This is a genomic window from Cupriavidus sp. 2KB_3 (assembly GCF_052115685.1).
Lineage (GTDB): Bacteria > Pseudomonadota > Gammaproteobacteria > Burkholderiales > Burkholderiaceae > Cupriavidus > Cupriavidus campinensis.
Genome location: NZ_JBFRHD010000002.1, coordinates 206924 through 223458, shown reverse-complemented (window position 1 = coordinate 223458; position 16535 = coordinate 206924). Strand labels below are relative to the sequence as shown.

Annotated in this window: 17 protein-coding genes; 10 read left to right on the top strand and 7 right to left on the bottom strand. The window is 66.9% G+C overall.

Going from position 1 to position 16535, the window contains the following annotated elements:
* Positions 1-115 precede the first annotated feature (115 nt).
* The 3 genes from metX to AB4120_RS02800 all read left to right on the top strand — a co-directional run bounded on the left by metX (position 116) and on the right by AB4120_RS02800 (position 2824).
* The gene (metX, locus tag AB4120_RS02810) at positions 116-1294 is read left to right on the top strand and encodes a homoserine O-succinyltransferase MetX (protein WP_149136898.1); all 1179 of its coding nucleotides are present in this window, start codon (positions 116-118) and stop codon (positions 1292-1294) included.
* The gene (gene metW / locus AB4120_RS02805) at positions 1291-1902 is read left to right on the top strand and encodes a methionine biosynthesis protein MetW (protein WP_144199180.1); all 612 of its coding nucleotides are present in this window, start codon (positions 1291-1293) and stop codon (positions 1900-1902) included. The genes metX and metW overlap by 4 nt, the downstream gene beginning before the upstream one ends.
* Before the next feature lie 82 nt (positions 1903-1984).
* On the top strand, positions 1985-2824 hold the full coding sequence (locus tag AB4120_RS02800) for an acyl-CoA thioesterase (RefSeq protein WP_149136897.1): 840 nt from the start codon (positions 1985-1987) through the stop codon (positions 2822-2824).
* A 34-nt stretch (positions 2825-2858) separates the two neighbouring features.
* Here the strand turns inward: AB4120_RS02800 and AB4120_RS02795 are convergent, their stop codons facing one another.
* Positions 2859-4142 carry a muropeptide transporter gene (locus tag AB4120_RS02795; protein ID WP_149136896.1) on the bottom strand — a complete coding sequence of 428 codons (1284 nt, stop codon included), beginning with the start codon at positions 4140-4142 and terminating at the stop codon, positions 2859-2861.
* A 127-nt stretch (positions 4143-4269) separates the two neighbouring features.
* Here AB4120_RS02795 and AB4120_RS02790 point away from each other — a divergent pair, with 127 nt between their 5' ends.
* Together AB4120_RS02790 and AB4120_RS02785 are read left to right on the top strand one after the other, a co-directional pair.
* Positions 4270-5211, top strand: coding sequence for a M48 family metallopeptidase (locus tag AB4120_RS02790; protein ID WP_149137604.1), 942 nt, complete (start codon positions 4270-4272; stop codon positions 5209-5211).
* 114 nt (positions 5212-5325) lie between these two features.
* Positions 5326-5799, top strand: coding sequence for a heavy metal-binding domain-containing protein (locus tag AB4120_RS02785; RefSeq protein WP_149136895.1), 474 nt, complete (start codon positions 5326-5328; stop codon positions 5797-5799).
* Between the two features lie 100 nt (positions 5800-5899).
* On the opposite strand, the gene argC is transcribed toward AB4120_RS02785, so the two are convergent.
* A complete protein-coding gene (gene argC, locus AB4120_RS02780; protein ID WP_149136894.1) occupies positions 5900-6847 on the bottom strand; it encodes an N-acetyl-gamma-glutamyl-phosphate reductase in 948 nt (315 codons plus the stop codon).
* 299 nt (positions 6848-7146) lie between these two features.
* Here argC and AB4120_RS02775 point away from each other — a divergent pair, with 299 nt between their 5' ends.
* A complete protein-coding gene (locus AB4120_RS02775) occupies positions 7147-7548 on the top strand; it encodes a type II TA system antitoxin MqsA family protein (RefSeq protein WP_149136893.1) in 402 nt (133 codons plus the stop codon).
* Positions 7549-7584: 36 nt separating this feature from the next.
* On the opposite strand, the gene AB4120_RS02770 is transcribed toward AB4120_RS02775, so the two are convergent.
* Entirely contained in the window at positions 7585-8361 is a 777-nt protein-coding gene (locus AB4120_RS02770) for an exodeoxyribonuclease III (RefSeq protein WP_149136892.1), read from the bottom strand.
* Between the two features lie 31 nt (positions 8362-8392).
* Here AB4120_RS02770 and pyrE point away from each other — a divergent pair, with 31 nt between their 5' ends.
* Entirely contained in the window at positions 8393-9070 is a 678-nt protein-coding gene (gene pyrE / locus AB4120_RS02765) for an orotate phosphoribosyltransferase (RefSeq protein ID WP_144199164.1), read from the top strand.
* An 88-nt stretch (positions 9071-9158) separates the two neighbouring features.
* Positions 9159-10466, top strand: a complete 1308-nt coding sequence (locus AB4120_RS02760) for a DUF3734 domain-containing protein (RefSeq protein WP_441641841.1) — start codon at positions 9159-9161, stop codon at positions 10464-10466.
* 10 nt (positions 10467-10476) lie between these two features.
* Here AB4120_RS02760 and AB4120_RS02755 read toward each other — a convergent pair whose 3' ends face one another.
* From AB4120_RS02755 to AB4120_RS02740, 4 genes are read right to left on the bottom strand one after another with little or no spacing between them, the layout of a single operon-like run.
* Positions 10477-11286: a PPK2 family polyphosphate kinase gene (locus AB4120_RS02755; RefSeq protein ID WP_149136890.1), complete on the bottom strand. Its 810-nt coding sequence runs from the start codon at positions 11284-11286 to the stop codon at positions 10477-10479.
* A gap of 37 nt (positions 11287-11323) precedes the next feature.
* A complete protein-coding gene (gene dapF, locus AB4120_RS02750) occupies positions 11324-12190 on the bottom strand; it encodes a diaminopimelate epimerase (protein ID WP_149136889.1) in 867 nt (288 codons plus the stop codon).
* Between the two features lie 14 nt (positions 12191-12204).
* Positions 12205-13098: a lipid A biosynthesis lauroyl acyltransferase gene (locus AB4120_RS02745; protein WP_144199156.1), complete on the bottom strand. Its 894-nt coding sequence runs from the start codon at positions 13096-13098 to the stop codon at positions 12205-12207.
* Complete coding sequence (locus tag AB4120_RS02740; protein WP_149136888.1) at positions 13095-13991, bottom strand: lysophospholipid acyltransferase family protein; 897 nt, start codon at positions 13989-13991, stop codon at positions 13095-13097. The genes AB4120_RS02745 and AB4120_RS02740 overlap by 4 nt, the downstream gene beginning before the upstream one ends.
* A 335-nt stretch (positions 13992-14326) precedes the next feature.
* On the opposite strand from AB4120_RS02740, the gene metK reads away from it, so the two are divergent.
* Positions 14327-15490, top strand: a complete 1164-nt coding sequence (gene metK / locus AB4120_RS02735; RefSeq protein ID WP_149136887.1) for a methionine adenosyltransferase — start codon at positions 14327-14329, stop codon at positions 15488-15490.
* A 131-nt stretch (positions 15491-15621) separates the two neighbouring features.
* Complete coding sequence (locus AB4120_RS02730; RefSeq protein WP_149136886.1) at positions 15622-16515, top strand: Kdo hydroxylase family protein; 894 nt, start codon at positions 15622-15624, stop codon at positions 16513-16515.
* The last annotated feature ends 20 nt before the right edge of the window (positions 16516-16535 follow it).

Here is a 16535-nt window from a genome sequence, read left to right as displayed (position 1 = left end):
GAGCAATCCACGATATGGCGCCGACGCGCGGGACACCGCGACATGCCCGACTTGGCTGCGACACACGCAACTGCCAGTCGGGTTTTTTTATGCCCGTTCGCCGCGGGCTCCCTCCATGACAGATGTTGCTCTTCCCGCCGCCGTACCGGCCGCCGACCTGCCAGCCGGCTCCGTCGGCGTCGTCACGCCCCGGCGCATGCACTTCGCCGAGCCGCTGCCGCTGCGCAACGGCAGCCAGCTGGCCGGCTATGACCTGATGGTGGAAACCTACGGCACCCTCAATGCGGCGGCATCGAACGCCGTGCTGGTGTGCCACGCGCTCAACGCCTCGCACCACGTGGCCGGCATCGCGGCGGACAACCCGCGCGACATCGGCTGGTGGGACAACATGGTCGGCCCCGGCAAGCCGCTCGATACCGACCGCTTCTTCGTCATCGGCGTGAACAACCTCGGTTCCTGCTTCGGCTCGACCGGGCCGATGAGCACCAATCCGGCCACCGGCCAGCCCTACGGCGCGCTGTTCCCGGTGGTGACGGTGGAAGACTGGGTCAACGCCCAGGCGCGCGTGGCCGACGCGTTCGGCATCACGCAGTTCGCCGCGGTAATGGGCGGCAGCCTGGGCGGCATGCAGGCGCTGGCCTGGAGCCTGATGTACCCGGACCGGCTGCGCCACTGCATCGTGGTGGCGTCCACGCCCAAGCTGTCGGCGCAGAACATCGCCTTCAACGAGGTGGCGCGCAGCGCCATCCTGTCGGACCCGGACTTCCACGGCGGCAACTACTACGCGCACAACGTCAAGCCGAAGCGCGGCCTGCGCGTGGCGCGCATGATCGGCCATATCACCTACCTGTCCGACGAGGACATGGCCGAGAAATTTGGCCGCTCGCTGAAGTCCGAGGACATCCGCTTCTCGTTCGACGTCGAATTCCAGGTGGAAAGCTACCTGCGCTACCAGGGCGACAAGTTCGCCGAGTACTTCGACGCCAACACCTACCTGCTGATCACCCGCGCGCTCGACTACTTCGACCCGGCGCTGGCCTACGGCGGCGACCTGAAGCGCGCGATCTCCCACACCCAGGCCAGCTTCCTGGTGGCGAGCTTCACGACCGACTGGCGCTTCGCGCCGAACCGCAGCCGGGAACTGGTCAAGGCATTGCTCGATAACAAGCGGCCGGTCTCGTACGCCGAGATCGACGCCCCGCACGGCCACGACGCCTTCCTGCTCGACGACCCGCGCTACCACAACCTGATGCGCGCCTATTACGAACGCATTGCCGAGGAGATCGGCGCATGAACGCCTCCGCCAATCCCAATATCCTCGCGCTGCGGCCCGACTTCCGCGCGATTGCGCGCTGGATCGAGCCCAACTCCACGGTGCTGGACGCCGGCTGCGGCGACGGCAGCCTGCTGCGCGTGCTCCAGGACGAACTGGATGTGCAGGCGTATGGCATCGAGATCCGCGACGAAGGCGTGCTGGCCTGCGCCCAGAAGGGCGTGCACGTGATCCAGCAGGACCTGGAGGGCGGGCTGGCGCTGTTCGAGGACCGGAGCTTCGACACGGTGATCCTGTCCCAGACGCTCCAGACCATCCACAACACGGCCCAGGTGCTGCGCGACACCCTGCGGGTGGGGCGCGAGTGCATCGTCTCGTTCCCGAACTTCGGCTACTGGCCGCACCGGCTGTCGGTGTTCCGGGGGCGCATGCCGGTGTCGGAATCGCTGCCATACCAGTGGTACAACACGCCGAACGTGCGCGTGCTGACCATCAGCGACTTCGAGGCGCTGGCGCCCAAGGTGGGCCTGCGCGTGCTGGACCGCGTGGTGATGCACGAGGGCGTGACCGTGAACTGGGGCGAGAACTGGCGCGGCAGCCTGGCGGTGTACCGGGTTTGCGCGGTGTGAGTCTGGCTTGACGCCGGGGCCGGGTCGGCATACCGTACGACGATTACCGAACGATCGTACTATTTTCTGCCACGATTCTGCCATGACCCAAGCGCCCGTCGCCCCATCGGAACCCTCGCAGCATCCGTTCGACCTCGCCCTGGCGCTGGAGCCAGCCGGCGAGCACCGCTTCCTGGGGCATACCAGCCAGGCCTACTGGAACATGATCGGCCCGTTCGGCGGGATGACGGCGGCCACGCTGCTCCAGGCGGCGCTGGGCCACCCGGAGCGGCTCGGCGATCCGATTGCGCTCACGGTGAATTTTGCCGGGCCGATTGCCGAAGGGCCGTTCGAGATCGAGGCGCGTCCGTCGCGGACCAACCGCTCCACCCAGCACTGGCATCTGGAATTGCGCCAGAACGGCGAGGTGACGACCACCGGCAGCGCGGTCTTCGCCGTGCGGCGCGAGACCTGGGGCAGCGGCGAGGCCGTCATGCCCGATGTGCCACCCGCCGACACCCTGCCCGGCATGGGCGGCTTCGCGCCGGTGCGCTGGATCGGCAGCTACGACATGCGCGCGGTGCGCGGCGCCAAGCCCTCAGCGGCCGTCGGCACCGAGCATCCGGACAGCCTGACCCAGTTCTGGCTGCGCGACGAACCGGCCCGCACGCCCGACTATGCCGCCGTGGCGGCGTGGTGCGATGCCTTCTATCCGCGCATTTTCCTCAAGCGCGCCGGCTTCGTGCCGGCTGGCACGGTGTCGATCACGACCTATTTCCATGCCGATGCGGCCACGCTGGCCGCGCTGGGCGACAGCCACGTGCTCGGCAGCGCGTGCGCCCAGGTGTTCCGCCAGGGCTTTTTCGACCAGAGCGCGCAGATCTGGAGCGCCAGCGGCGTGCTGCTGGCCTCGTCGCACCAGATCGTTTACTACAAGGAATAACAAGGAATAAGGCCAATCAGGCGGCTCAGGCCGATCAGGCCGGGCGGGGCACGCCCGGCTCCTTGGCCGGCTCGCGCGCCTGGGCCTCATAGCGGTGGACCGTGCCGCGCATCGCCCAGAGCAGGGCCACGCCGGGCACGGCCGCCACCACGGTGCCGAGGTAGAAGGGCGCCCAGCCCCAGGCTTCGACCATATAGCCCGAGGTGGGCCCCACGTAGACCCGGCCAATCGACGCCAGTGCGGACAGCAGCGCATACTGCGTGGCCGAGAACGAGCGGTTGCAGAGCGTCATCAGCAGCGCCACGAAGGCCGCCGTGCCCATGCCGCCGCAGATGTTCTCGATGGCGATGGTCGCGCCCATGCTCCAGATATGGGGCGGCGTGACCGAGAGCACCCAGTAGCCGAGGTTCGACACGGCCTGCAGGATGCCGAACAGCATCAGCGACCGGTACAGCCCCAACCGCACCATCAGCGACCCGCCGAACAGCGCACCGATGATCGTCGCCGCGAGGCCCAGCGTCTTGTTGACGATGCCCACCTCGCCCGGATCGAAGCCCAGGCCCCGGATCAGGAACGTGGTGGAGAGGCTGCCGGCGAAGGCATCGCCCAGCTTGTAGAGCACGATCAGCAGCAGCAGCCACCACGCGCCCTGGCGCCCGAAGAAGTCGCGCAGCGGGCCGACCACGGCTTCCTCCAGCGTGCGCGGCTGGCGCGCAGGCACGTCCGGCTCGGGCGCCCAGAACAGCGTCAGCAGCCCCACCGCCATCAGCGCCGCCATCAGCAGGTACATGCTGGACCAGCCCAGCACGCGGTCCGCCAGGTACAGCGCCAGCCCGCCGGAGACCAGCATCGCCAGCCGGTAGCCGAGCACCTTGACCGCCGCACCGGCGCCCCGTTCGGCCGGGCGCAGCACGTCGGTGCTGTAGGCATCGAACACAATGTCCTGCGACGCCGACAGGAACGCCACCAGCGTGGCCAGCGCCGCCAGCGCCCAGAGCGCCTCGCGCGGGGGGCAGAACGCCATGGCGGCGATGCTGGCCACCAGCCCGAGCTGCGTCACCAGCAGCCAGCCGCGCCGCCGGCCCAGCAGGGGCGGCGTGTAGCGGTCCATCAGTGGCGCCCACAGGAACTTGAAGATGTACGCCTGCCCGACCAGCGAGAAGAAGCCGATGGTCTTGATGTCGAGCCCCTCCACGGTCATCCAGGCCTGGAGCGTGCCCGAGGTCAGCGCGAGCGGCAGTCCGGACGCAAAGCCCAGCGTCAGCATGGCGCCGATGCGTCGGTTGCGGAAAATGTCGAGGTAGTCTTGGAACGTCATGGATGTATTATTGCATCACCGTTTGCGTCCCCACTTACCGATTCGACGCCGTTTGTCGACCCTTATCGCGCCGAGCCCTGCCGTGACCCTGATCGCGTCGAACGAATCGCCGTTGCCACGGCGCCGCATGCCCCGGCGCCCGGGCTGGCTGGCATGGCTGGCATGGTCCTGCGCCGCGTGCGTGTGCCTGCCGGCCATCGCGCAGGAAGTGGCCGTGGTGGCCGCGCCCGACGACGGCGTGCGCGTGGAGCGCCGCTACTCCCGTGTGCGCACGATCGTGCCGATGGAAGTCATCGACCAGCAGGCCGCCCGCGAGTACGAGCAGATCAAGCAGGAAGCCATCGCCAAGCACACGCTGGCCGGCGACGACAACCCGCAGGTGAAGCGCCTGCGCGAGATCGGCATCCGGCTGCTGCCCGAGACCGTGCTGTGGAACCCGCGCGCGGGCCGTTGGGCGTGGGAGATCAACCTGATCGAATCGAAGCTGGTCAATGCGTTCTGCATGCCCGGCGGCAAGATGGCGGTCTACTCCGGCCTGCTCGACCAACTCAAGCTCACCGACGACGAAGTGGCCATGGTGATGGGCCACGAGATCGCCCACGCGCTGGAGGAGCACGCCCGGCAGCGCGCGGCGCAGTCCGAGATCTCGAATCTTGGCGCCAACGTGGTGTCCCAGCTGACCGGCTTCGGCAACCTCGGCAATTTCGATATTGGCAACAATGCCCGGCTCGTCTCGCTGCGGTTTTCGCGGCTGGAGGAAACCGAGGCGGACCTGATCGGCATGGATATTGCCGCCCGCGCCGGCTACGACCCGCGCGCCGCCGTCACGCTGTGGCGCAAGATGGGCACGGTGCTGGCGATGGGCGACGAGTTCAAGTCCACGCACCCGTCCGGCCGCAGCCGCATCGCGGTGCTGGAGGCGCACATGGCCGAGGTGATGCCGCTCTATGCCAAGGCCATGAACATGCCGATGGAGAAGCTGCCCGCGCACACCCCCAACATGGCTAACCTCGGTGACGCCCCGGTCGATGCCGGCGACGACGACAGCCAGCGTCCACTAAAAAAGTAACGACGGCCGACGAATCAGGTTATCGGCCATTCCTGTACGATGGAAAAGTGGCGCCAGCGCCCCTGAACCCGGCGTGGGCGAGCGAGGATCTCAACCTTGATCAGGGAGAAAGACATGAGGACAGGATTGCGCTGCGGCCTGGTAGCGGCCGCGCTGGTGGCTGCGGGCGCGTCGGGCATGGCCAGCGCCGCCGACAAACTGCTGACGATGCCGATCGACAAGGCGCTGTCCAGCGAGGCCGCCAAGGAACGCATCGACCCGAACACGAAGCTGCTGTTCGGCTTCAACAAGCTCGAAGGCGCCACCGCGCCCACCGCGTACAAGACAGTGAAGCGCGTGCGGCGCCCGGTGAGCCAGGTGCCGGATGCCCCCAAGCCGACCGATGAGCAACTGTGCCAGACGGTCTTCGTGCAGGCCGTGCAGGACCTCCAGCAACGCGCGGCCGAGGCCGGCAGCAATGCCGTGGTGGAGATCCGCAGCAACTGGAAGGACGACGAGACCGCCAGCGAGACCACTTACGTCTGCGCCAAGGGCGCGGCCTACATCGGCGTGGCGCTGAAGGCCACGCTGGTCAAGACCGGCAGCTAGGCCGGCTGGACCCTGGAAAAGCGAAAAGCCGGCGCGAAGCCGGCTTTTCTTATTGTGGCGACGCGTTCGTGACGCGTGCCGTGCCGCTGTGCGTGCCGCGTCAGGCGGTCAGCCCGGTCGCCTCGTCGGCGCCCACGTGCACGTTCATGCACTGCACCGCGGCGCCGGCGGCGCCCTTGCCGAGGTTGTCCAGGCGCGCCACCAGGTTCAGGCGCTCGGCGTTGCCGAACACGAACAGGTCCACGCGATTGGTGTCGTTGCTGGCCTGGACGTCGAAGAAGCCGCCGTCGAGGTTGGCATCGCTATTGAACGGATGCACGCGCACGAACTGCTCGCCCTCGTAATGCTTGCGGTAGATGTCGAGGATGGCCTCGGCATCGGCCTTGCGCGAGAGCAGCGCCGGGAACACCGGCACGGTCACGGCCAGCCCCTTCAGGAAGTTGCCGACGATCGGGTTGAAGATCGGCGCCTGGGCCAGGCCGGCCTGCACGCGCATTTCGGGCAGGTGCTTGTGCTCGAGGCCCAGCGCGTAGGGGCGCGGGCTATCGAGACGCGGATTCCCGCCCGCCTCGAACTCGGCAATCATCTTCTTGCCGCCGCCGCTGTAGCCGGTCAGCGAGAACGCCGAAACCGGGTAGTCGGCCGGCATCAGGCCCGCTTCCACGAGCGGCCGCACGGCCAGCACGAAGGCGCTGGCGTGGCAGCCCGGCACCGCGATGCGCTTGCTGGCACGCACGCGCTCGCGCTGGCCACGGGTCAGCTCGGGCAGGCCATAGGCCCACGAGTCGGTGGTGCGGAACGCCGTGCTGGCGTCGATCACGCACGTATCGGGATTGGTCACCAGCGAAACGGCCTCGCGCGAGGCCACGTCCGGCAGGCACAGGAACGAGACATCCGAGGCATTCAGAAAGCGTGCTCGCTCCTGCGGGTCCTTGCGCTTGTCATCGGCAATGCGCAGCAACTCCACATCGGAGCGACCCGAGAGGTAGTCCAGCAGCCGGAGACCGGTGGTGCCTTCCTGACCATCGACGAACACTTTGAAAACCATGGCTGACTCACTCTGAAAATGCGAAAAGTCGCCTGCCCAACGGGGCAGCGAACCTGCATTGTAGCGAGGTTGGGGGTTGGGCGCAGGGTTTACGCGAGAGGAGCGGTTGCGATCCGACACATTCCGGGGCTTGCAGGCAATAACCAAGTAGGTTAATTTTGCATGGAGAAATCGTCAGCGCATTACAAGCTGTCTTTGGTGAGGGCGTTGGTGGCAGAGGGGAGGGTGTGATCGGGCAACTGGTGATTGTGTCATTCAAGGTGCTGTAAAGAGCACCACCTCGAAAAAGGAGTCGGGATATGAGATGCCCGGCATGCGGCGGATCCGAACTGGTCAGGAAGCGGCGAGACATGCCCTACGACTATCGCGGCGAAACCACGGTGATCGAAGCAGTGCTGGCGGACTGGTGTCCCGCCTGCGGTGAAGGAGTTCTCGATCTCGATGAAGACGAGCGGATCGGACACTTGATGGTTGCCTTCAACAAGCAGGTCAACGCCGCCATCGTCGATCCGGCGTTCATCGTATCCGTGCGCCGCAAGCTGGAACTCGACCAGCGGGAGGCCGGCGAGATCTTCGGCGGCGGCGTCAATGCGTTCTCGCGCTATGAGACCGGCCGGACCAAGCCACCGCTGGCGCTGGTGAAGCTGCTCAAGTTGCTGGATCGCCACCCGAACTTGCTGGAGGAAATCCGCGCCATCTGAGCGCGACGGCCCCGGCATCCCGCCGGGGCGCCTGCCTTAAAGCGGAAAATCGTAATCGATCGACAGCGGGGCGTGGTCGCTGAACTTCTCGTCCTTGTAGATGGCGCAGGCGCGAGCCGTGGCGGCGATCTTGTCGGTGGTCAGGTGGTAGTCGATGCGCCAGCCGACGTTCTTCGCGTAGGCCTGGCCGCGGTTGCTCCACCAGGTGTACTGGTCCGGGCGCGGATCGAGCTGGCGGAAGACATCCACATAGCCATGGTTGTCGAACAGTTCGCCAATCCAGGCGCGCTCCTCGGGCAGGAAACCGGAGTTCTTGAGGTTGCCCTTCCAGTTCTTGATGTCGATTTCCTTGTGGGCGATGTTGACGTCACCGCACAAAACGATCTCGCGCCCGCTGGCCTTCAACTGGAGCAGATGCGGCAGGAACGCCTCCATGAAGCGGAACTTGGCCTGCTGGCGTTCTTCGCCGCTGGAGCCGGACGGCACGTAGACCGAGATCACCGCAAGGTGCGGATACTGCACTTCCACGTAGCGGCCCTCGGCGTCGAACTCGGGCACGCCGAAGCCGGTGACCACCCGCTCGGGCTTGTGGCGCGTGTACAGGCCCACGCCGCTGTAGCCCTTCTTCTCGGCGTAGTGGAAAAAGCCGTGGTAGCCATGTGGCGCCAGGAACGCCTCGGTCATGTCGGCTTCCTGGGCCTTCAGTTCCTGCACGCAGATCATGTCCGCGTCCTGCTTGCCCATCCACTCGAAAAAGCCCTTCTTGGCCGCGGAGCGGATGCCGTTGAGGTTGGCGCTGATAATCCGTAACATCTCGGGAAATTTTGAAATTCAGAGAGAAAAGATGACGCAGCAGACCACGCCGGACGACCTCAGCCAGACCTTTATCCGCTTCGCGCTCGATGCGGGCGTGCTGTCCTTTGGCGAGTTCGTGACCAAGGCGGGCCGCAAGTCGCCCTACTTCTTCAACGCCGGCCTGTTCAACCAGGGCGCGATGCTGGGTCAGGTGGCGCAATTCTATGCGAAAACCCTGCTCAACTCGGGCCTCGAGTTCGACGTGCTGTTCGGGCCGGCCTACAAGGGCATCACGCTGGCCTCGGCCACGGCCGTGGCGCTGGCCGGCATGGGCCGGGACGTGGGGTTTGCCTACAACCGCAAGGAAGCCAAGGACCATGGCGAAGGCGGCACGCTGGTCGGCGCCAAGCTGCAGGGCAAGGTGGTGATCATCGATGACGTGATCTCGGCCGGCACCTCGGTGCGCGAGTCGATGCAGATGATTCGCGCCGCCGGCGCCGAGCCGGCCGCCGTGCTGATCGCGCTGGACCGCATGGAAAAGAGCGGCACCGCCGACAACATCGGCACGCATTCGGCCGTGCAGGACGTGCAGCGCGAATACGGCGTACCGGTGATCTCGATCGCCAGCCTCAAGGACCTGCTGGCCTACCTCGATGCGTCGAACGACCCCGCGCTCGGGAACTCCCGGGCGGCCGTGGCGGCCTATCGTCAGAAGTACGGCGTCTGACGCGCCGGAGCGGGCGCCATGGGGCGCCCCGGCTCAACTTCCGAGGGAGCATGGCGTGGCGGACAAGCGGCAAAAAGTAAAGCAGGCAATCGGGCAGGCAGTCAGGCGCGAACTGGGCGATCAGGGCGCGCCCCCGCAGGACTCCGCCTCGACGGCCACAGCGGCCCGGGCGAAGCGCACCCGGGCGCCCAAGCGCGCCGCAGTGAGCGACCACTGCGCCCCTGACGCGCTGCCGGGCGACGGCCCCGCCCACGAAGCCTATGCGATCCGCGCGCTGGTGCTGCAAGGCGGCGGCGCGCTCGGCGCCTACCAGGCCGGCGTCTACCAGGGCCTGGCCGAAGGCGGCATTCATCCGAACTGGATCGCGGGTATCTCGATCGGCGCGCTCAATGCGGCGGTCATCGCCGGCAACCCGCCCGAAACCCGCGTGACGCAGCTGCGCGCGTTCTGGGAGTACATCTGCGCCCAGCCGTGGCTGCCCGGCCTGCCGCTGGAGCTGCTGACCGAGACCGCGCCCACCTGGCCGGAGCCGATGCGGATCTGGTTCGACAGCCTCAACGCGGCCCGCGCGATGATCGAAGGCCAGCGCGGCTTCTTCACGCCGCGCGCCATCGCCGATCTCTGGGGCCGTGGCGAAGACCCGGGCCGCGCCAGCTACTACGACACCGCGCCGCTCAAGGCCACGCTGGAGCGCTTTGCCGATTTCGACCGCATCAACCATCCTAAGGAGATGCGCGTCTCGGTGGGCGCGGTGAACGTGCGCACAGGCAATTTCGCGTATTTCGACAACACGCGCGAGCGGCTGCGCGCCGAGCACTTCATGGCGTCCGGCGCCCTGCCGCCGGGTTTCCCGGCCGTGGAGATCGATGGCGAGTACTACTGGGATGGTGGGCTGGTCTCGAATACGCCGCTCCAGGAAGTGCTGACCGCCCAGCCGCGCCGGGACGCCCTGATCTTCCAGGTGGACCTCTGGAGCGCGCGCGGCAAGCTGCCGCACAACCTGCTCGACGTGGCCGAGCGCCAGAAGGACATCCAGTATTCCAGCCGCACACGCGCCATCACGGACGTCATGCGCGAGCAGCAGAACTATCGCCGCATGCTGAGCGAGCTGATGGCGCTGGTGCCGGCGTCCAGGCGCAACGACCCGTGGTACCAGCGCGCCGCCGACCATGCCTGCGACGCGCGCCGCAACGTCATCCAGCTGATCTACCGCGACAAGTCGTTCGAGGGCAGCGCCAAGGACTACCAGTTCGGTGCGCTGACGATGCACGAGCACTGGGCGAGCGGGCTCGAGGATATCCGCGACACCCTCAAGCACCCGAAATGGCTGGCGATGCCCGGCCCGGAGCGGCCGTTCGTCACCCACGACGTGCATCGCGGCAACGGCGACGACTGATCGCCGGCGCCTACTCCACCTTTAGCTTTGCCAGTTCCGGCTTCGGCGGCGGGTATTCCGGCTTGAGCTGCCGGAACACGGCCGTGATGATCTCGGCCACCATCAGGTTGCGGTGGGTCTTGGAGTCGGACGGCACGATGTACCACGGGCAGTCCGGCGTGGCCGTGGCCGCGATGGCGGCTTCGTAGGCTTTCTCGTATTCCTTCCAGAACTTGCGCTCGGCCAGGTCCTGCGTGTCGAACTTCCAGTGTTTCTGTGGATCGGCGATGCGCGCCTCGAGCCGCGCCTTCTGCTCGTCCTTCGAAATATGGAGGAAGCACTTCACGATGGTCGTGCCGGTATCGGTCAGCAGGGACTCGAACGCGCGGATCTGCTTGTACCGGCGCTCCCACTCGGCTTCGTCGATCCAGCCATGCACGCGCGTGATCAGCACGTCCTCGTAATGGCTGCGGTTGAACAGCACGATCTCGCCGACGCGCGGCACCTGTGCATGCACGCGCCACAGGTAGTCGCGCGCCAGTTCCTCGGCGGTGGGAACCTTGAAGCTGACCACGCGGATGCCGAGCGGATCGACGCTGCGGAAGACCGAGCGCACCGTGCCGTCCTTGCCGCTGGTATCCATGCCTTGCAGGACGACCAGCACCTTGCGGCGGTGCTCGGCGTAGAAGATGTCCTGGAGCGCGTCGAGTTCTGCCGAGAGTGTCTCCAGCCGCGCCTCGTCGGCGGCTTTGTCGCCCTGCGACAGCGGTTTGCCGCGCGGGTCGAAATCGGCCAGATTGAATTTTTTACTACTGGTGATGCGGAAATCGTCCAGCGTCATGGGGTCTCCGGTGGCGTGGCCTGCGGAGCCCTCATAGTCACGCGTTCAGTGCGGCGAGGTCAATAGTGCCTTCGAACACGGTGGTAGCCGGGCCGGTCATCTGCACGGGCTGGCCGGCGCCGTTCCAGGCGATGGTCAGGTCGCCACCATGGGTGTGGACCTTGACCGGCGAGTCCAGCAGGCCGCGCCGGATACCGGCCACCACGGCCGCGCAGGCGCCCGTGCCGCAGGCCAGCGTCTCGCCGGCGCCGCGCTCGAACACGCGCAGCCGCACGGTGCCGCGATCCAAGATCTGCATGAAGCCGGCGTTCACCCGCTTGGGAAATGTCTGATGGTGTTCGATCACCGGGCCATCCTGGAGCACCGGAAACTGCTCGACGTCATCCACGATCTGCACCGCGTGCGGATTGCCCATCGACACCGCCGAGATCCACGCCGTGCGCCCGTTTACCTCGAGCCCATAGAGCGTGTCGTCGCCCTCGCGGCGCGTCGGCAGGCCCTCGGGCAGGAACGGCACGCGGGCCGGCGTGAGCTCGGGCGCGCCCATGTCCACCGTGACCTGGCCGTCGTCCTGCAGGGTCAGCGTGATCACGCCGTTCATGACCTCCACGCGCACCGAGCGCTTGTCGGTCATGCCCTTGTCCGTGACAAAGCGCACGAAGCAGCGCGCGCCGTTGCCGCAATGCTCCACCTCGCCGCCATCGGCATTGAAGATCCGGTAGCGGAAGTCCACGTCCGGCCGCGTCGATTTCTCGACGATCAGGATCTGGTCCGCGCCCACGCCAAAGTGCCGGCTGGCCAGCGCGCGCCACTGGGCCTCGGTCAGGTCGAGCTTCTGGTGGATGCCGTCCAGCACGACGAAGTCGTTGCCGGCGCCGTGCATCTTGGTGAACTGGAGTTTCATGGCTCGGATTGTAGCTAGTAAATCTCCGCCTCGCCGGGCGGCCGATGCTTGAAGCGCTTGTGCACCCAGTAGTACTCGGTCACGCGCGGGCGGATGGCGTCCTCGAAGAAGGCGTTCATGCGGCGCGTGTCGTCGGTCACGCTATCGCCCGGGTAGTCCTCCCAGGCGGGCAGGATGTGCAGCACATAGCCCTTGTAGTCGGGCAGCATCTCGGTATAGATCGGCACGACCTTGGCGCCGGTCAGCCGCGCCAGCCGTGACACGGAGGTCAGCGTGAGCGCCTCGACGCCGAAAAACGGCACGAATTCCGAGTCGCGCTCGCCGAAATCCATGTCGGCGATCAGTTGCAGCGCCTCGCCCTTCTTCAGGCAGCGCAGGATGTCGCGCGCGCTGTCGTTGCGCGAGATCATGTTGGCGCCGAAGCGGCCACGCGCGTGCTTCAGGAAATCGTCGAACAGCGCGTTCTTCTGCTTGGTATATAGCGAAGCCCCCGAGCGGCCCACGTGGTCGCGCAGGTGGATGGTCAGCCGGATCGCGCCCGCCTCCACGCCCGAGAGGTGCATGGTCACCAGGATATGGGGCTTGCCGTCCAGCGCCACCAGGTTGGCCTGGTCGTCGATCTGCACCCAGCGGCGCATCTGCGCCTCGCTGCCGGTCCAGAAGATGCCGCGCTCGGCAAAGCTGCGGAAGATGTGGCGGAAGGTCTCGCGCGACATCTCGTCGATCTCGGCTTCGGATTTCTCCGGGAAACAGAGCCGCAGGTTGGCGCGCACCACCTCGCGGCGGCCGCTCGGAATCCGGTAGAGCAAGCCGCCCAGCCCTTCGCCGAAGCGCGCAACGAACGGATACGGCAACTTGCCCAGCACGGTCAGCAGGCCGATGCCGAGCCAGGTAAAGATTCGGCTCATTGGATGGTGTCGTGGGTGGCCGCCTGCGGCTGGCTGGTCAGGGCGGGCGGCGGCGGGGCGCCGGTGGGCTGCTTGTAGCGGTTGTAGCCCCAGAGGTACTGGGTGGGCGCCATCGCAATCGACTCCTCGACCGCGCGGTTGATCTGGGCGGCGGCCGCGTCCACCTCGGCGGCCAGCACGCCGCCACAGCCCACCAGACGCATGTGGCCGACATAGCCGGCGCCCTTGGGCAGGCGCTCGGCGAACATCATCACCACCGGCGCGTTGGTCAGCCGGTGCAGGCGGTGCACCAGCGTCATCGAATAGGCCGGCTTGCCGAAGAACGGCGCCCAGGTGCCGTCTCCGGCACTTGGTACCTGGTCGGGCAGGATGCCGACGGCCTCGCCGCGCTTGAGCGCCTTGACCAGCATCCGCACGCCGCGCGGCGTGGCCGGCGCCATCGAGATGCCCGGCCGGCTGCGCATCCGTTCGATGAACTCGCGCAGCCACTGCTGGTGCGGCGGCTTGTACAGCACGGTCACGGGGCGGTGCACCGCATGGGACTGCGGCAGCACTTCGAAGCAGCCCAGGTGCGGGGTCAGGATGATGATGCCGTTGGCCTGCATCTGGAGCCGGTTCAGCGTGGGCCAGAGCGAGTCGTCGAAGTTGTAGAGCTTGGCGTCCAGCGTCTTGCGGCTCCAGAAGTACGGCATCTCAAGGATCAGCCGGCCCGTGGCGCGCGCGGCCTCGGCCAGCATGGCGTCGGTGGCGTCCGGGTAGGCGTGGCGGAAGTTCTCGGTCAGCCGCTGGCCATAGCGGCCCGGCAGCCGCGCCACGAGCAGGCCCAGCGCGCCGCCGATGGCGTGCAGCACGCGCAGGGGCAGGAGGGAGATGAGCCAGAAGATAAAGGTCATGGGGCCAAACGTGGAAATACGGGCAAAAAAGGCTTGTCGACGGGGAATCGCGCGCGAGGCAGGCACGGTATCGTACCGGCTATACGTCCTGGCGCATCCGTGCGCGCGGTGCACTGTGCGGCGCGCCATTCCCGGGCATCGCGGAGTGCTGCAGCGCACGCGGCAGGCGCGTATAATAGCCTGTATCGCCGAGTTAACTGACAACTTGCGGGGCGATGCCGCTCTCTCCAGAGCGGTCTGAAAATACCGCTAAAGCGTCGCCGCATCGTTTCCCGAGGGTGGCACGCAATAGCCGACTCACAGCCAATATTGGCAAACCTTGGAGAAACAAGCTCGTGGCAAACGACTTCCTGTTCACTTCGGAATCTGTATCCGAAGGCCATCCCGATAAAGTTGCCGACCAGATCTCGGACGCTGTCCTGGACGCCATTCTGGCCCAGGACAAGTACGCCCGCGTGGCGGCCGAGACGCTCTGCAACACCGGTCTGGTGGTGCTGGCCGGTGAAATTACCACCACGGCCAACGTGGACTACATCCAGGTCGCCCGCGACACCATCAAGCGCATCGGCTACGACAACACCGAGTACGGCATCGACTACAAGGGTTGTGCCGTGCTGGTGGCGTACGACAAGCAGTCGCCGGACATCGCCCAGGGCGTGGACCGCGCCTCGGACGACTACCTGAACCAGGGCGCCGGCGACCAGGGCCTGATGTTCGGCTACGCCTGCGACGAGACGCCCGAACTGATGCCGTTCCCGATCTACTACGCCCACCGTCTGGTGGAGCGCCAGTCGCAGCTGCGCCGTGACGGCCGCCTGTCCTGGCTGCGCCCGGACGCCAAGTCGCAGGTCACCGTGCGCTATGTCGACGGCGTGCCGCACAGCGTGGATACCGTGGTGCTGTCGACCCAGCACGCCCCGGATATCACTCAGGCCCAGATCCGCGAAGCCGTGATCGAGGAAATCATCAAGCCGGTGCTGCCGGCCGCGATGCTCAAGGACACCAAGTACCTGGTCAACCCGACCGGCCGTTTCGTGATTGGCGGCCCGCAGGGCGACTGCGGCCTGACCGGCCGCAAGATCATCGTCGATACCTACGGCGGTGCCTCGCCGCACGGTGGCGGCGCGTTCTCGGGCAAGGATCCGTCGAAGGTGGACCGCTCGGCCGCCTACGCCGCCCGCTACGTGGCCAAGAACGTGGTGGCAGCCGGCCTGGCGCGCCAGTGCCAGGTGCAGGTCAGCTACGCCATCGGCGTGGCCCGCCCGATCAACGTGACCGTGTACACGGAAGGCACCGGCAAGATCTCGGACGAGAAGATCGCCGAGCTGGTGCAGGAGCACTTCGACCTGCGCCCGAAGGGCATCGTCCAGATGCTGGACCTGCTGCGCCCGATCTACGAGAAGAGCGCCGCCTACGGCCACTTTGGCCGCGAGGAGCCGGAGTTCTCGTGGGAAGCCACCGACAAGGCCGCCGTGCTGCGCGCCGCCGCCGGCCTGTAATCGGTCGCCCGGCAGTCAGAAACCCCGCCGGTCCTTCGGGACCCGCGGGGTTTTTTGTTATCTGGGCGCCACGTGGCACCACGCTGGCCGCGGAGTAGAATCCGGGGCAACCGGACCTCCACGCCAACGCCATGACGACCCCGCTGAACCTGATCCGCACGCAGCCCTATACCGAATGGGCGCCCGACGTCACCCCCGAGGTGCGCGCCGACCTGCGCCGCCAGCTGGAGCAGGGCGCCGTGCTGTACTTCCCGAACCTGAATTTCCGCTTCCAGCCTGGCGAGGAGCGCTTTCTCGATGCCCGCTGGTCCGACGGCAAGTCGAAGAACATCAACCTGCGCGCCGATGACCGCGCCGTGCGCGGTGCCGTGGGCAGCGAGCAGGACCTGGCCGATCTCTACGCGCTGATCCGCCGCTATGCGGACGCCAGCGAGACGCTGATCCACACGCTGTTCCCGGAATATGTGACGCATATGACGCGTGCGGGCACCTCGCTGCGGCCCAGCGAGATCGCCGGCCGGCCGGTGAGCTGGCGCAAGGACGACACCCGCCTGCACGTGGATTCCTTCCCGTCCAATCCGATGCTGGGCAAGCGCCTGCTGCGCGTGTTCCACAACATCGACCCCGCCGCGCCGCGCGTGTGGCGCGTGGGCGAGCCGTTCGCGGACTTCGCCGCCCGTTTCGTGCCGAAGACGCGCGGCATGTGGCCGGGGCAGGCGTGGCTGATGAAGCAGCTCCACATCACCAAGCGCACGCGGTCCGAGTACGACCACCGCATGCTCCAGCTGCACGACCTGGCCAAGGCCGACCTGGACTACCAGAAGACCGTGCCGCAGCAGGAGTTCCACTTCCCGCCCGGCGCCACCTGGATCGTGTTCAGCGACCAGTTGCTCCACGCCGCCATGCGCGGCCGGGCGATGATGGAGCAGACCATCTACCTCGATCCGGCAGCCATCAGCGACCACACCCACTCGCCCGAGGCGGTGCTGGCGCGCATGCTCGGCAAGCCGATGCTGGCGGCCTGAGCGTGCATGACGGTCCCCGA

What these genes read in the sequence shown, in the direction of transcription:
- metX (WP_149136898.1), top strand. Translation starts at nt 116, where the DNA reads ATGACAGATGTTGCTCTTCCCGCCGCCGTACCGGCCGCCGACCTGCCA.
- metW (WP_144199180.1), top strand. Translation starts at nt 1,291, where the DNA reads ATGAACGCCTCCGCCAATCCCAATATCCTCGCGCTGCGGCCCGACTTC.
- AB4120_RS02800 (WP_149136897.1), top strand. Translation starts at nt 1,985, where the DNA reads ATGACCCAAGCGCCCGTCGCCCCATCGGAACCCTCGCAGCATCCGTTC.
- AB4120_RS02795 (WP_149136896.1), bottom strand. Translation starts at nt 4,142, where the DNA reads ATGACGTTCCAAGACTACCTCGACATTTTCCGCAACCGACGCATCGGC.
- AB4120_RS02790 (WP_149137604.1), top strand. Translation starts at nt 4,270, where the DNA reads ATGCCCCGGCGCCCGGGCTGGCTGGCATGGCTGGCATGGTCCTGCGCC.
- AB4120_RS02785 (WP_149136895.1), top strand. Translation starts at nt 5,326, where the DNA reads ATGAGGACAGGATTGCGCTGCGGCCTGGTAGCGGCCGCGCTGGTGGCT.
- argC (WP_149136894.1), bottom strand. Translation starts at nt 6,847, where the DNA reads ATGGTTTTCAAAGTGTTCGTCGATGGTCAGGAAGGCACCACCGGTCTC.
- AB4120_RS02775 (WP_149136893.1), top strand. Translation starts at nt 7,147, where the DNA reads ATGAGATGCCCGGCATGCGGCGGATCCGAACTGGTCAGGAAGCGGCGA.
- AB4120_RS02770 (WP_149136892.1), bottom strand. Translation starts at nt 8,361, where the DNA reads ATGTTACGGATTATCAGCGCCAACCTCAACGGCATCCGCTCCGCGGCC.
- pyrE (WP_144199164.1), top strand. Translation starts at nt 8,393, where the DNA reads ATGACGCAGCAGACCACGCCGGACGACCTCAGCCAGACCTTTATCCGC.
- AB4120_RS02755 (WP_149136890.1), bottom strand. Translation starts at nt 11,286, where the DNA reads ATGACGCTGGACGATTTCCGCATCACCAGTAGTAAAAAATTCAATCTG.
- dapF (WP_149136889.1), bottom strand. Translation starts at nt 12,190, where the DNA reads ATGAAACTCCAGTTCACCAAGATGCACGGCGCCGGCAACGACTTCGTC.
- AB4120_RS02745 (WP_144199156.1), bottom strand. Translation starts at nt 13,098, where the DNA reads ATGAGCCGAATCTTTACCTGGCTCGGCATCGGCCTGCTGACCGTGCTG.
- AB4120_RS02740 (WP_149136888.1), bottom strand. Translation starts at nt 13,991, where the DNA reads ATGACCTTTATCTTCTGGCTCATCTCCCTCCTGCCCCTGCGCGTGCTG.
- AB4120_RS02730 (WP_149136886.1), top strand. Translation starts at nt 15,622, where the DNA reads ATGACGACCCCGCTGAACCTGATCCGCACGCAGCCCTATACCGAATGG.